12 protein-coding genes, 1 other RNA gene and 1 pseudogene are annotated in these 14,987 nt (G+C 57.2%); 5 read left to right on the plus strand and 9 right to left on the minus strand.

Annotated elements, in window-relative coordinates:
• Positions 1-548: 548 nt before the first annotated feature.
• The 3 genes and pseudogenes from purL (at position 549) to IGS16_RS09405 (ending at position 5,505) form a co-directional block, all read left to right on the plus strand.
• Complete coding sequence (gene purL / locus IGS16_RS09395; RefSeq protein WP_297085123.1) at positions 549-2,927, plus strand: phosphoribosylformylglycinamidine synthase subunit PurL; 2,379 nt, start codon at positions 549-551, stop codon at positions 2,925-2,927.
• Between the two features lie 173 nt (positions 2,928-3,100).
• Positions 3,101-4,645, plus strand: a pseudogene (gene purF, locus IGS16_RS09400) (amidophosphoribosyltransferase); the annotation flags it as partial.
• 368 nt (positions 4,646-5,013) lie between these two features.
• Entirely contained in the window at positions 5,014-5,505 is a 492-nt protein-coding gene (locus tag IGS16_RS09405; protein ID WP_297085125.1) for a thiol-disulfide oxidoreductase DCC family protein, read from the plus strand.
• Here the strand turns inward: IGS16_RS09405 and IGS16_RS09410 are convergent.
• From IGS16_RS09410 to IGS16_RS09420, 3 genes are all read right to left on the minus strand, one after another.
• Positions 5,502-6,137: a cobalt-precorrin-8X methylmutase gene (locus tag IGS16_RS09410; protein ID WP_297085126.1), complete on the minus strand. Its 636-nt coding sequence runs from the start codon at positions 6,135-6,137 to the stop codon at positions 5,502-5,504. The genes IGS16_RS09405 and IGS16_RS09410 overlap by 4 nt on opposite strands.
• Before the next feature lie 65 nt (positions 6,138-6,202).
• A complete protein-coding gene (locus IGS16_RS09415) occupies positions 6,203-6,991 on the minus strand; it encodes a DUF1868 domain-containing protein (RefSeq protein ID WP_297085127.1) in 789 nt (262 codons plus the stop codon).
• A 440-nt stretch (positions 6,992-7,431) separates the two neighbouring features.
• Positions 7,432-8,211, minus strand: a complete 780-nt coding sequence (locus tag IGS16_RS09420; RefSeq protein WP_297085128.1) for a photosystem II S4 domain protein — start codon at positions 8,209-8,211, stop codon at positions 7,432-7,434.
• A 501-nt stretch (positions 8,212-8,712) separates the two neighbouring features.
• Here IGS16_RS09420 and IGS16_RS09425 point away from each other — a divergent pair.
• Positions 8,713-9,102, plus strand: coding sequence for a glyoxalase/bleomycin resistance/extradiol dioxygenase family protein (locus IGS16_RS09425; RefSeq protein WP_068511313.1), 390 nt, complete (start codon positions 8,713-8,715; stop codon positions 9,100-9,102).
• Between the two features lie 332 nt (positions 9,103-9,434).
• Positions 9,435-10,238, plus strand: a complete 804-nt coding sequence (locus IGS16_RS09430) for an SAM-dependent chlorinase/fluorinase (protein WP_297085129.1) — start codon at positions 9,435-9,437, stop codon at positions 10,236-10,238.
• A 42-nt stretch (positions 10,239-10,280) separates the two neighbouring features.
• Here the strand turns inward: IGS16_RS09430 and IGS16_RS09435 are convergent, their stop codons facing one another.
• From IGS16_RS09435 to IGS16_RS09460, 6 genes are all read right to left on the minus strand, one after another.
• A complete protein-coding gene (locus IGS16_RS09435) occupies positions 10,281-10,532 on the minus strand; it encodes a hypothetical protein (RefSeq protein WP_297085130.1) in 252 nt (83 codons plus the stop codon).
• A 93-nt stretch (positions 10,533-10,625) separates the two neighbouring features.
• Positions 10,626-10,826: non-coding RNA, 6S RNA (gene ssrS, locus IGS16_RS09440), on the minus strand.
• A gap of 257 nt (positions 10,827-11,083) precedes the next feature.
• Positions 11,084-11,647 (minus strand): thioredoxin family protein, encoded by a 564-nt coding sequence (locus tag IGS16_RS09445; RefSeq protein ID WP_367185763.1) that lies wholly within the window; start codon positions 11,645-11,647, stop codon positions 11,084-11,086.
• A gap of 169 nt (positions 11,648-11,816) precedes the next feature.
• Positions 11,817-12,539 carry a bifunctional demethylmenaquinone methyltransferase/2-methoxy-6-polyprenyl-1,4-benzoquinol methylase UbiE gene (gene ubiE / locus IGS16_RS09450; RefSeq protein ID WP_297085132.1) on the minus strand — a complete coding sequence of 241 codons (723 nt, stop codon included), beginning with the start codon at positions 12,537-12,539 and terminating at the stop codon, positions 11,817-11,819.
• A gap of 128 nt (positions 12,540-12,667) precedes the next feature.
• A complete protein-coding gene (locus tag IGS16_RS09455) occupies positions 12,668-14,071 on the minus strand; it encodes a TldD/PmbA family protein (protein ID WP_297085133.1) in 1,404 nt (467 codons plus the stop codon).
• 337 nt (positions 14,072-14,408) lie between these two features.
• A complete protein-coding gene (locus IGS16_RS09460) occupies positions 14,409-14,933 on the minus strand; it encodes a hypothetical protein (protein ID WP_297085134.1) in 525 nt (174 codons plus the stop codon).
• Between the last annotated feature and the right edge of the window lie 54 nt (positions 14,934-14,987).

Raw genomic sequence — 14,987 nt, forward strand, 5'->3', positions numbered from 1 at the left:
TGCAAAACTGTTCCCATACGCTTGCACGTTCGGTGCGTTGTAGGGTAGTCGTCATGATAGATAAGTGCTTGAAAGGTATGTATTCGATACAGGTCAGCGCTCTTGCTTCCCTGTGTTAACTAATTTAGCGATACTGTTTCGATTTGTAAAGCACTTCGCGATGCTCTTTTGATTTTTCTAAGAATTCGTACATGAATCTCTTGCTCTAAACCTCTGAAAAGCCGGAGATGCACAAGACAGCCCCATAGCAATGAGCGTTTCCTATCGCGTAACGCTTAGTAACGTGCATATCTCGGTACTGTTAGTGTTCGACAACGTAGAAGTGGGTGACAGAGGTGACAGAGTAAGAGCATCAACGGGCCATCGGGCGAAATGTAACAAAATATTGCGATCGCCCTTAAAAGCCACCCATGCGATACAGTCACTCTGCCATCGTCTGAAATATCTGGGCCGGCGGGTAAGGGGCGATCGCCTCAGCAATTCAACCCGCAGCTATACAATGAAGCTTGTCCAAAGCGCTTGCCAGCGCAACTCTCCAAAACTTGAGCATGACTGCCGCCGCATCTCCTCCGTTTTCGCCCGAAGAAATTGCCGCTGAAGGGCTAAAGCCCGAAGAATACGAAGAAATCGTCCGGCGACTGGGTCGCCATCCCAACAAAGCGGAGTTGGGCATGTTTGGCGTGATGTGGTCAGAACACTGCTGCTACAAAAACTCGCGTCCGCTGCTGAAGCAGTTTCCGACGACGGGAGAGCGCATTCTGGTTGGCCCTGGCGAAAATGCGGGCGTGGTGGATATGGGCGACGGGCTGCAACTGGCGTTTAAAATCGAGTCGCACAATCACCCCTCAGCGGTGGAGCCGTTTCAGGGTGCAGCGACGGGCGTGGGCGGCATCCTGCGCGACATTTTTACAATGGGCGCTCGGCCGATTGCCGTGCTGAATTCGCTCCGCTTTGGCAACTTGGAAGACCCGCGCACCCGGCGACTGGTGAACGGCGTGGTGGCGGGCATTGCCCACTATGGCAACTGTGTCGGCGTGCCAACGGTGGGCGGCGAGGTTTACTTTGACACGGTTTATGCAGGCAATCCGCTGGTAAATGCGATGGCAATCGGGCTGATGGAAACGCCCGAAATTGTGAAGTCTGGCGCGTTTGGGATTGGCAATCCGATGCTGTATGTCGGCTCGACGACCGGACGCGACGGCATGGGCGGAGCCAGCTTTGCCAGCGCTGAACTGAGCGACGAATCGATGGACGATCGCCCTGCGGTTCAGGTGGGTGACCCGTTTCTGGAAAAGTCTCTGATCGAAGCCTGTCTGGAAGCCTTCAAAACCGGAGCCGTCGCCGCCGCGCAGGACATGGGCGCAGCGGGGATTACCTGCTCGACTTCGGAAATGGCAGCCAAAGGCGGTGTGGGCATCGAGCTAGACCTAGACAAAATCCCGGTTCGTGAAGCGGGCATGGTGCCTTACGAATTTCTGCTGTCGGAATCGCAGGAGCGGATGCTGTTTGTGGCCCATGCTGGTCGCGAACAAGAGCTAATCGACATTTTCCATCGCTGGGGGCTGCACGCGGTAGTCGCCGGGCGCGTGATTGAAGAACCCGTGGTGCGAATTTTCTATCAGGGGGCGATCGCCGCTGAAGTGCCCGCCACCGCCCTTGCCGACAACACGCCGATCTATCGTCGCGATCTGCTGCCCGAACCACCCGACTATGCTCGCACCGCTTGGGCCTGGACGGAAGACCAGCTTCCCCCCAGCACCCCTGACGGCATCACAATTAACGGCACGCTCTATACCTGGAACGACCTGTTGCTGTGTCTGCTCGATAGCCCCACCATCGCCTCCAAACGCTGGGTCTATCGCCAATACGACCATCAGGTGCAAAACAACACGGTTCTGTTGCCCGGTGGAGCCGATGCCGCCGTGGTGCGCCTGCGGCCGCAGGAACCTGACAGCAAGGAGACAGCCGCAGGGAGTCCCCCACCCACCTCTGCCTTTATCAAAGCCGTCGCCGCCACCGTCGATTGCAACGCCCGCTACGTCTACCTGCATCCCTACGAAGGCGCAAAGATGGCTGTGGCAGAGGCGGCACGGAACCTGAGTTGTGTCGGGGCGGAGCCGCTGGCGGTGACGGATAATCTTAACTTTGGCAGTCCCGAAAAGCCGATTGGCTACTGGCAACTGGCCGAGTCCTGTCGGGGACTGGCGGAAGCCTGTCGGGAACTGCAAACGCCTGTGACTGGCGGCAACGTATCGCTGTATAACGAGACGCTGGATGCCGAGGGCAAGCCGCAGCCAATTTATCCCACGCCTGTTGTGGGCATGGTGGGCTTGGTCGAAGATTTGCGCCGGGTGTGTGGGCTGGGCTGGAAAACGCCCGGTGCGGTTATCTACTTATTAGGAGCAGATGCCGTGCCGACCTTGGGCGCTTCGGAATACCTGGCAGTGGTTCACCAAACCGTGGCAGGGCGGCCGCCGGAGGTGAATTTTGACCTAGAGCGGCGTGTGCAGGCAGCCTGTCGGGAGGGAATTCGGCGCGGCTGGGTGGAGTCGGCCCACGACTGCGCCGAGGGCGGACTGGCGGTGGCGCTGGCGGAATGCTGCATTGGCAGCAACCTGGGCGCAACGGTAGCATTGCCAGCTCACGATGCAGGGGCGATCTCGGTTTCCCCCCGTCTGGACACGCTGCTGTTTGGCGAAGCAGGGGCACGGATTTTAGTCTCGGTTGCGCCGGATTGTATGGCAGATTGGGACGCCTACTTAAGAGAGCAATTGGGCGATCGCTGGCAAACGTTAGGACGGGTCGCAGACGCAACCGCACCCCTGCAAATTTCTACCGCCGACGGTCACTGTCTGATAAACGCTAGCATGGCCGAGATGGGCGATCGCTGGTTGAATGCAATTGAGCGTCGCCTCGCCGCCGACTGATTTTGCCTGTAGACCTACGCCCGCCAACTGTGCCGAATGTCCGTAAGATTCCCCCTTGCTTCGCTGCAAGCCTGTGAGAGGATTAAGGGATTGTTACAAACAAGTTAAGCCCTTTCCCTTTGGACTCCGCCTAATCTCCCCATTCCAAACCCCGAATCCTTTGGAGACACGCCATGATGCCCGACGATGAAGATTGTCTGCCGCCTGCTAGGTTTGAGCCGCATGAGCCAGAGGAGGGCGATCGCCCTGACAAGCCCGAAGAAGCTTGCGGCGTATTTGGGGTATACGCACCGGGTGAAGATGTCGCCAAGCTAACCTATTTTGGGCTGTTTGCGCTCCAGCATCGCGGGCAAGAGTCGGCAGGCATTGCCACCTACGAGGGCACCTCCGTTTCAGAAGTGAGTCGCTACCGCAACGTTGCGCCGCTGGACTTGCAAGTGCATTTATATAAAGAGATGGGGCTGGTGACGCAGGTCTTCAGCGAGCAAATCCTCGGTACGCTCAAAGGCGGACTGGCCGTGGGGCACACGCGCTATTCCACGACGGGATCGAGCCGCGTGGTCAATGCTCAGCCCGCAGTGGTGCAAACCCGCCTTGGCCCGCTAGCGCTGGCCCACAACGGCAACCTGGTCAATGCTGGAATTCTGCGGGAGGAACTGCTGCAACAAAACGCCCAACTTCAAACCACGACCGATTCCGAATCGATCGCCTTTGCAATGGCCGAAGCGGTGAACAGCGGCATGGACTGGCTGGACGGGGCGATCGCCGCCTTCAAGCGCTGCCAGGGAGCCTTTAGCCTGGTGATCGGTACGCCCGCTGGACTACTCGTCACCCGTGACCCCAACGGCATTCGTCCGCTGGTCATTGGCACGCTGCCCGACGACGAGCGCGATCGCACCTCTCGCTACGTCGTTGCCTCGGAAACCTGCGGACTGGACATTATCAATGCCGATTACCTGCGCGACGTAGAGCCAGGTGAACTGGTCTGGATCAACGAGCAGGGCTTGCACTCTGTCCGCTGGGCCGAACCCGAAACTCGAAAGCTGTGCATCTTTGAGATGATTTACTTCGCCCGCCCCGACAGCCTCATGCATGAGGAAAGCCTCTATAGCTATCGGCTGCGGCTGGGCAAGCAACTGGCGATAGAAAATCCTGCCAATGTGGATCTCGTGATGGGCGTGCCCGATTCGGGGGTTCCCGCCGCCATCGGCTATTCCCGCGAATCCAAAGTGCCCTACGCCGAGGGGCTGATTAAAAACCGCTACGTGGGGCGCACCTTTATTCAGCCGACCCAGAGTATGCGCGAGGCTGGCATTCGCATGAAGCTGAACCCGCTGCGCGATGTGCTGGTGGGCAAGCGGATTTTGATCGTGGACGATTCGCTGGTGCGGGGCAACACCAGCCGCAAGATCGTGAAAGCACTCCGGGATGCGGGCGCAACAGAAGTCCACATGCGGATCTCCTCGCCCCCGGTGACGCACCCCTGCTTTTATGGCATCGACACCGATTCGCAGGATCAACTGATCGCCGCGACCAAAACCGTTGAAGAAATCGCCCACCAGATTGGCGTTGATTCCCTCGCCTATCTGAGTTGGGAAGGAATGCTCCAGGCCACGCAGACCGATACCGAAAGCTTTTGCTCGGCCTGCTTTACAGGCAACTATCCGGTGCCCGTACCAGAGCAGGTGAAGCGCTCGAAGCTGATGTTTGAAAAGTTGGAGAAAGAAAAGCTGGAGAAGGAAAAACTGGAGAGAGAAAAGGTCGCCCAAACAAAGGTCGAGTCTCCACTGTCGCAGCCCGCATCGGTTTAGGCACTGACATACGTGAGACGACAAACTTACTGCCCTCATCCCCCAACCCCTTCTCCCAAGCGGGGAGAAGGGGAGCCAGACAAAGGTTTGAAGTCCCTCTCCCGCTCTGGGAGAGGGATTTAGGGTAAGGGCTGAAATTGCTGCGTGAAGTAGATTGGTGCCTCGGTTTAGCTATTTCCCCAGCTGCTTCATTTTTCTTAAAATAAGAGCAGATCTCTGAAGCATTCTGCTCTCGTTTACGCTGCGTTTTAATTTTTATTAATTTTTTAATTTGTATGGCTTCATCTCCAACAATTTCCGAGTCTTCATCCGTGCCCGCGCCAGGAGCCTCCGCTATCCCCACCTGGCAGGTCAAGCTGCTTTACGATGGCGAGTGCCCGCTTTGCGTGAAAGAAGTCAACTTTTTGCGGGCAAAAGATGCAGGGCGCGGTCTGGTGGAATTTGTGGACATTGCCGCAGCGGACTACGACCCAGCTCAGCATGGCGGCGTGGACTTTGAAACGGCGATGGGGCGAATTCACGCAGTCCTGGCAAACGGCAAGGTAATTAAAAACGTAGAAGTGTTTCGCCGGGTCTATGAAGTGTTGGGCATGGGCTGGATCTATGCCATCACCAAAGTGCCCGTAGTCGGGGCGATCGCCAACTGGCTGTATGGCATCTGGGCGGCATGGCGCTTGCGGCTGACGGGTCGCCCAGATTTAGCGGAACTGGTGCGCCAGCGGCAAGAACGGCTGGCGTGCAACGAGGGCGATCGCTGCCAGGTCTAGCTACTATGCTCCTCCCACGCCAGCACCAGCAGCGCATTGACAATGGCAGCGGCCACGGAGGACCCCCCCTTGCGCCCCTCTACCCGGATCTGGGGGAGCGGGGTTTGGGCGAGAGTCGCCTTGGCTTCTAGCACCGAGATAAAGCCGACAGGTGCGCCAATGACCAGAGCGGGCTGCATGGTCTCCGTTTGCGCTAAGTGGCAAAGTGCCAGCAGCGCGGTGGGGGCATTACCAATCACGTATATCGCATCCGGGTATTGTTCCCAACAGCACAGCATCCCCGTTTCTGTGAGGGTCTTTCCGGGCATAGCGGCATCAGCCGCCTCTACAGCCGTCACGATTGGGTTACAAAACGTCTTGGCGACCATCGTGGCGATGCCCTGACGCACCATGCTCACGTCTACCACTATCGGGGTCTGGCGCTGCAAAGCGGCGATCGCCCCCGATATGGCCCCCTCACTAAACCGCAGCAGATCTTTGAATTCAAAATCTGCCGTGCTGTGGATCACTCGACGAGCGATCGCATATTCCGCCGGATCAAAACCGTGGGGCCCAATTTCCTGGTCAATGACCGCAAAACTCTGCTCCACAATTGGATGATTCAGCGGGGACGGAGAAGGCTCACGGCTCATTCTTCATCCTTTCAAATCTCAAATCAAAAACGCATCCCTACAGAACCAGAGCAAAACCTCACGGCTCAAAAACTCACCGCCGCCCAGTCCGGCTCTCGATAATAGCGCGTCATATCGTCAAACTTCCGCAGTTCTGCCCGATGCACCCAGAGCGGCTGCGGATCGGTCGCGTCGAGCCATTCATGATTAATCTTGCTGAGGCGATCGCTCAGGGCCTCGCGGTCGAGCGCGTCGGGCAACTGGCCAAAATAGCCCAGCGTGACGTGTGCCGTCAGGTGATACTGCTGCTCGATGCCCAGCGCAATCAGGTCGTGGTCTTGATAAATCAGGCGGCGCAGCGCCACGACCTGCTGATAGGAGGCTTCATCCTTGGGCAGCAGGCACACGCCCACCGCGCGGGGCATCACGATCAGCCCCAACACCTGCCAGTAAACAGGATGACTGCCGTCGATGGAGGTCTGGAACTGCTCAAACAGGACGCGGAGGCGATCGCGCAATTTTGGCTCAAACTCAGCATCTTCCTCAACCGCATGGTGAAAGGCGCTATCCCAGATCAGATCCGCCAGCGTCATGTGAAAGCTATCGGGCGGCACAGGCACCAGCAGTCCCGGCTCAAGCTGCTGCAACACCTGCTGCTGAAGCGCCTGCAACTGTTCATAAAACACGCCATTTTCTGTCTCATCGACCCAGGGCGGCGTGATGATGCTATAGCCAGGAAACGGCGACGGCTGCACCTGTCCGTCCTTTAGCGAAAACTTGGGAGAGGATTGAATATGCTGCACTTGGGTCTTTCGAGCTTCGGGCAGCGTCATCCGGGCAATCCGGTTAATGTGAATCTGAAAAGTCTCGTCCAACGCTCAATCGCCTCGTTTACTAAACGGTGTTGCCGATCGGTAACTTACCAACTAACTAATACCAACTAACGTAAAGCAGATGTATAGAACTGATAGAACCCATCGCGAGAGCCTCCGCTCTGCCTGAATTCGGAAACACGGGACTGGAAACTGCGCCAAAACAGCATTGGAGCCAAAACAGCATTGGACAATTCACAGGAACCCCATATCCGCAAATATCTCTGCAAATATCTCAACCAATATCCTCTTCAAGAACAGTTCAGGAATCTGTGACTTGGGGGCATTTTCTTAATGTAGCGGGAAATGAGGCAGGGAGGATAATCTTGCAGGGCGATCGCCCGACCCAGAACTGCTCCAGACCCGCCTCAGACCGATCCTGGAAGCACTCAATCAATCCGGCGCGATCCCCGCTCACACGCCGCACCATGCCTGCCAGAGCGCTACATAAACCGGGTCATCTGTACCCGATAGCGATCCTTCTTCGTAACGGCGATTTCTCCCACCTCCAGTCGCCCCTTGCCGCGAATTGCTACCAGATCGCCCGACTTGAGTGGGTGGCTGGGCTGGGTGATGTCTTTCCAGTTCACCCGCACGTCGCCCGCATTGATCAGATCCACCATCTTGCTGCGAGACATGCCAAAGCCTGCCGAGGCGATCGCATCCAGCCGCAGCGACGCTTCCACCGTCGTGATTTCTTTTTTCTTGGGTTCGCGGACTTTTAGCTCAGCAAAGTCCAGTCGGCGTGTTTTCACAGGCACCGAGCGCACCTGCGTCAGCCCCATTTCCAAAAACTCCACCAGGTCAGGCACGACCACCGCCTGCGCCCCACGTTCGCCCAGCACCAGAATATCGCCCACCTTCTCGCGCACAATGCCTGTGCCCAGCAGCGCCCCCAAAAAATCGCGGTGGGTTGCCGGGTCAAACAAAAAGTTGCCGTTAATATCCAGTGCCGCCAGCGCCACTTGGCTCTCGTCAAGAGGAATTTCGGGACGGGCGATCGCCACGCGCTGCCGTTCGGCCTGCGGATAGCCGCCCCACGCCAGCAGATGCACCTCCGCCAAGCGCCCCAGTATTTGCCGCGCCTCGGCCAATTCTGGGGGAGACAGAAAATCTGTACACACCACCTCCCAGGTCTTGATCGCCTGCTCCGCCTGATCCAGTACGCGCACCGCCACTTCACGGTTTTCGATTCCCTTCAGCAATTCGTCTCTGGGCAGCATAGGCAGGCAGCGAGGAGGACAGGACAAACGCCCTAAAGCTTCATTCTATCTGGGGATGATGGAGGCAGGGAAAGGGGCGATCGCTCGGCTTGGAGAGATTTTGGATTTTGGATTTTGGATTTTGGATTGCCAGTCAACTGGTTTCAAGGCTTCTGGCAATTTCATTCGTCGCGCCACGCAGGAGAATTGATCGTGCAGCAGAGAGAATAAACTGCTGTTTCTGCATATATTTCTGCATAGCAGCTTGACGTAAAACGCTCTCATCACTCCCCCAATCTGTTGCGGAAATTGGGGGATGTATCGAAGCAATAAATCACAGCAGGCGGCCCGCTGAAAAATCGCGTTTAGCCCACACTGTTGGAGCGACTAAGGCATTAACACAACGAACAAATTTCGTCGTAACAAAGACCTTCGCATTCGTTTACACTACTTTACGAAGTTTTATCCACAGTTAAATTAGTGCCTCTGTACGATGAAAAGGTTGAGCTTATGTACGCAGGTATGAAATTTCAGTCTATGGTGCCCATGCTGGCGGTCGCCGATGTCGGCCGCAGCATCCATTTCTATACACAAACGCTTGGATTTCAGTTGATGGGGCTGTTAGAAAATGGCGGCAAGCCCTTTTGGGCCCGCTTCAAAGCAGATGAAGATGTGGAGCTAATGGTGACGACTCGCGATGCGAATGACGACCGCGCAGAGGGCGAGTTTCGGGATGTGGTGCTTTATTTCTACCCAGAGAGCGTGGAGCGAGTCCGCGCCCACCTGATCGACAGCGGCATGGTGGTCGGCAAAACGGTGGTCACGTTTTATGGCATGAACGAGATTCGCATTACCGATCCGGACGGCTACGAACTGTGTTTTGGCGAAAACGCCCAACTCCAAGAAGCCTGAATTCGGGATTGGGCTGCAACCCATCTGCAACCAATTTTTGCCCAAGTTATAATTCGCGTCTGAAATTCATCCCCCTTTGATCAAGCGCCTTCATATCAACCTTTCATCAGCCTTAAAAGGCAGCCTTTGAGAGTTATCATCCAAGAGTTTTCACAAGCGTTTTCATATTTTCTGTTAACCTCTTAAAGCTTTGAGCAATCTCAGCAGATTCCAAGCTTTAGTTTGAAAGCCCCCCTCCTTTGAAAGCCCCCTCAGTCGCTCTCGCAAAAACACTAAAAATTCTTAAATGTATTCCAGTCTCCATTCAAAACATTATGTAATTTCTCATTCTGATGGGAATTCTCACGCTACTCACCGACTTTGGGCTGACGGATACCTACGTTGGGGTGATGAAAGGGGCGATCGCCCAAATTAACCCCACGCTGACGGTCATCGACCTGACCCATCAGATCCCACCACAGGACATCGCCGCCGCCCGCTTTCACCTGATGACGGCCTATCCCTATTTTCCGGCGGGCACGGTGCATGTGGCGGTGGTCGATCCGGGTGTGGGTGGGCAGCGGCGGGCGATCGCGCTTCAGTTGTCAGACGGCTATCTCGTCGGGCCAGACAATGGCCTGTTTGGCGGCGTGCTGGAGCATCGTCCTGTGCTGGCAGCGGTAGAACTCACCAACTCAGCCTACTGGCGCACGCCTAGCCCCAGCGCCACGTTTCACGGCCGCGATGTGTTTGCCCCCGTGGGCGCTCACCTGGCAAGTGGCGTGGCCTTGGCAGAACTGGGACGGGCGATCGCCCCCGATTCGCTAATTCAACTCGACCTACCGCCCTGGAATCGAGAGGGCCAAGTTCTGACAGGACATATCCAGGCAATCGACCATTTTGGCAACGCTATCACCACGATTCCCGGCTCTGCGGTGTCGGGATGCACCTGGAATCTGCGCGTGGGCGTTGGCGCTAGCCCTGCGGAGCAATATGGCCTGATTCCGAGCGGCAAAACCTATGTGGACTCGAACCCTGGCGCTCTGCTGGCACTGATTGGCAGCCACGGCTATGTCGAAATCGCCTGCAACCAGGGCAATGCTCAACAGCAGTTGGGATTAGCAGTTGGCGATAGCGTCCGGCTGGATTTGGGCTAGGCTGGGGCGCTTACCCGCTAGAGTGTTTTCATTGCGTTTTCCCTAACGCCAGCGCAGATAGGACACGCCGCGATAGGTCAGCCGAATGGCGGCATCGGGGGCTTTTGTGGGGGGTTCAGCCGACTTTTGGGCGGATGCCCTGGCCTTTGGGTCAAAACTGTTCACCGCTTGCCCCAAAGGAGCCGATGGAACACGGGCACTCCAGCGGGCAATCTTGCGCCGCGAGACTAGCACCAATACCCACAGCACCAGCCCCACCAGCGTCACCGCTGACCATTGCAGCACATCATCCATCCCAAAACGCTCCCCAGCCCTGCATACGAAAATTCCCCCGCCCAACAGACAGAGGAATTTTGATTGAGAATTACTTCAAAGAGAATGACTTAAAAGTTCCCCACAACGCCGTCTTACCTCAGTTTTTGACCTGGATAAATCCAGGTGGGACTCTCGGCCTCGATTTAAAGTTTCTGAGTACAAGCTTGTTGCCAAGACAGGCTCAGTCTACTGCCATCGAGACATCACGACTCCCGTTTAGTCGAAGCATAGATCATAAAACGTTATTGGCAGTCACCAACGCCGCAGTAGAACTAAGCCCCATTGTAGCGACATTCGACACGCCGCTGGCAAGACGGAAAACCGAAACTCTACCTGTGGGCTGAGTTTTGGGGCTAACTCTACCTGTGGGCTGAGTTTTGGGGCTAACTCTACCTGTGGGCTGAGTTTTGGGGCTGAGCTTTGGGGCTGAGTTTTGCAAATTACGGGCTTTGCTTGAGCAGCAACGCCTCTAGCCCTATACCGCTAGGGCAGTGCCTTCTAAATTCTTAACCCCGCCCTTAACCCTGCTCTTAACCCCGATTTACCTGGCTGCCGTGGCTGCGCGGGTCGTCGGGCGTGGCTTTGGCAGCGGCGGTGTTGACTTTAGAAACCTGGCCGCTGGCAGGCGCATAGGGCAAGGGGGTATTGTTCGACAGCGCTTCTAGGTTTGCAGCCATCACGGTGCGGGGCTGTTCGCCGATGATGCTGGCGATCGCCTCTCCCTGCCGATTGAGATACACAAAATGCGGAATGCCATCGACTCGATAGGCCAGCATCTCTGGCAGCCAGCGGTCATTGTCCACATTCAGCATGACAAAATTAACGCGATCGCCATACTCGTTTTCCAGATCGATCAAGTCTTGCGCCATTGCCTGACAGCTCGTGCACCAGTTGGCGTAGAACTCCATCATTGTGGGTTTACCATTCACTAGCGCCTCCTCTAGGGGCACCGCAGACTCGGCCAGCGCCGCCAGATTGCTGGAGCCGTTGGGCGATTGCAGCCCAAAGAAGATCGAGGTGCTGAGGGCGATCGCCACCATTGCAATCAGAAAATTCCGAATGCGGGCGGCATTTCCCGGTTCAGACGGTGGCATGGGGGAGGCGGGTTTTGGGGGTTGGGCGGTCATGGTGGGTTGAGGGTGACAGCGATTTGGGGCTTTAGATTTTGAGTTTGGGATTTTGGATTGCGGGTCTAACCTGCCTGGTTTAGATGATGGCAATCTCGTTTCTTCTATCCTACCCTCAGGGCTGCGATCGCCCAGATCACCAGTCGCGGGCTTTGGTGGCGACCAGCACGCCCATCATTCCTCCGGCGATCGCGTGGTGTTCGGCGTAGGGGAACCCGGCTTGTTTCGCCAGTCGGACTTGCTCCGTCCCCTGGGGAAACCGCTCCAGGCTGGGGAAGATGTAGGCATACTCCTCTTTCATGCCCAATCGGGCTGCTGTAGGCACGACGAGCGTATCCAGATACCAATGCTGGAAGGCTTGCAGTTGGGGCTGGTCGGGGCGGTGAAAGTCGAGAATGGCGACCGACGCACCCGGTTTGAGGACGCGATGCAGTTCCGCCAGCGCCCTGGGAATGTCCACCACGTTCCGCAGGCCGTAGCCCATCGTCGCCGCGTCAAACTCGTTGTCGCTAAAGGGCAAGTCCAGTGCGTCGCCTTCGACCCAGGTAACGTTGAGGGGAATGGTCGATTGGGCGGTGCGTTCCTGGGCGATCGCCAACTGGTTTGCCGAAAAATCCAGCCCCACAACCTCGCCCGTTGCGCCCGCCCGCCACGCCAGCAGCCGCGCCAGATCGCCACTGCCACAGCACACATCCAAACAGCGATCGCCCGGTTTTGCGCCGCTCCAGCCGACGGTCATACGCTTCCAGACCCGATGAAACATCAGGCTCAGCCCATCGTTCAGCAAGTCATAAACGGGCGCAATGCGGTTAAAGATGGCTTGAATTTCGGAAGATTGAGAGTTGGAAGATTGAGACACAGCGAAGGGAGGTTACGAGAGACGGTGAACCAGGTATCCGTCGTTTGGGATTGAGCTACTGGGCTGACTGGCTAGGTTGGCTGATTGGGTTGGCTTGCTGAGTTGGCGGATTGGGTTAGTGTGCAGGCCTATTCTTCGGGCACTTCGCCGCCGACGACGATATTGCGAATGCGGAGACTGGGACCGCCGCAGCCCACGGGTAGCCCGCTCTGGCCGCCCTTGCCGCAGCCGCCCGACTCGTCCCACAGAAAATCATCGGCGATCGCCTCAATATCCGCCAGCGTAGTGAACACATTGCCCGATAGCGTCACATCGCGCACGGGTTCCGCCAGTTCCCCATTGCGAATCATCCAGGCCTCGCCTGCGGTAAAGGTAAACATTTCGCCGTTGGTCATGCCGCCGATCCAGTTGCGGGCGTAGACCCCTTCCTGGATATCGGCACAGAGGTCGGCGACAGGCGTAGTGCCAGGGGCGATCCAGGTGTTGGTCATGCGGACGAGCGGCGGATAGTGATAGTCCAGACAGCGGGCGTTTCCAGTAGCCGCTTCACCCAGCTTGCCCGCCGTTTCGCGGGAATGCAGCCGCCCCACCAGCACGCCGTCCTGAATTAACTGCGTCGTGGTCGCGGGCACGCCCTCATCGTCATAGGCATAGCTGCCGCGATGTCCCTCTGGGGCCGCGCCGTCAAAAATTTGCAGCTCTGGCGAGCCAAACCGTCGCCCCAGCGTCATCACTTCCATTAGATCAGGGTTTTCGTAGGTCATGTCGGCTTCCGACAGATGCCCAAACGCTTCATGCACAAACAGCCCCGTCAGGATGGGATCAATGACGACGGTATAGGTATTGCCCTTGACAGGCGGCAGTGAGAGCGCATTGACCGCCCGCTGCGCCGCGCCGCGCACCTGCTCGTCCAGGTTTTCCAAATCCTCATAGCCTTTGCGGGAACCCGTCGTTTCGCGCCCCGTTTGCACAGTTTCTCCATTGCGAGCGGTGGCGGCAAAGCGCATTTCCATATCCGCCCAAGACTGCTCGATCAGCGTTCCGTCGGAGGTGGCCAGCAGCATGTGCTGAATGCTGTCGCCATAGCGGACGGAGGTGGTGGTAATGCGATCGTCTACGCTGCGAAGAATGTTGGCATAGTGGCTACAGAGTTCCTTTTTGCGGGCGAGGGGGACATGGCGCGGGTCTGTGCCTGCCAGCACGAGGGGGCGGCTATCGCGAACCGGATCGACCGGGGCCAGCAGGGTTTCATCGTCGCCGACAAGCCGGGCCGCGGCGATCGCCTCTTCAATTCGCTCCACCAGCGTTTCCAGCCGATTGAAGCTGGCAAAGCCCCAGCCACCCCGATAGCAAGCCCGCACCTGCCCGCCCACGGCAATCCCTTCGCTGAGGGTTTCCACCTTGCCCCCCCGCAGCAAAATGTCGGTGGCTTCCGATTCTTCTAGCCGAATCGAAAGATAGTCCACGCGGGGGCTGTAGCGGGCGATCAGGTCGCTCAACAGGTTTTGGGCATCGGGGAGACGGATGGACATAGCGTTAAGAGGTGAGGGGCTGGGAGTTGGAGGAGTGCCAGCACGCCTTACCTTGCAGCATAACTCGGACTGAGTTCGGTGTACCGATTTTGGATTTTAGATTGCGCTTGGATTGCGCTTGGATTACCAGTCCAATGCTTGAATTCTGCTACAAAAGCTAAACCCCGATTGCCTGCTCGTGTCAATCGGGGTCTGTGAGAGATCGGGTGATCGTTGGTAGAGCGTGGGTAGACCGTGTTGCAGGGTGCAGTAAGGCGTAGTCGTAACACACCACCCTATGGGGCTTGGATGCCTTACGCTGGCGCGAAACACAGCCTCCGAGAATCGCAACGCGGCTCTACCACAAACCAGGAATGGGCGCAGGGGCAGGGGCAGGGGCGGGCGCAGGAGCGGGCGCAGGACGTGGGACGGGCTGTACCTGGGTTTGCTGCACCAGCGTCGGTCGGTTAAAGCGGGGCACGTTGGCAGGGCGGGTGGTCACTTCGACTTCACTCACTTCGATCACTTCGGCAACCCCAATGAGGCGAGCCACGCAGCGTGTGGAGTCAGTTCCGCCTTCGACATCTATAGACGCAGATTCCAAATCGTCCCCGGTCGATAGGGTATAGGTGCCATCGCTGTAGGTGTCGTCGCTGGTTTGAGGTAGCTCGATGATGTCGCCGTAGATGCCGTCTGTGACCGGATCGACGAAGGCAATTCGAGCGCGATCGCTGTAATATTCTGCCCGAAAGCTCTGCCCTCTGGCGCAGTCGTAGCGGACGGTGGTGACGGTTTCCGCCTGAGCAGGCACAGCGGCGATCGCCGCCAGGGTCAACATCGAAAAAACAGTCGAAAAACTAGTACCGATCAGATGTTTTTTCATGAGTCTCACACCTAGAGTTTCAAGGAATTCCAAGGAACGTCTACAAGTCACGTT

Source organism: Thermoleptolyngbya sp. C42_A2020_037 (genome assembly GCF_015272455.1).
In the GTDB taxonomy this organism is placed as follows: domain Bacteria; phylum Cyanobacteriota; class Cyanobacteriia; order Elainellales; family Elainellaceae; genus Thermoleptolyngbya.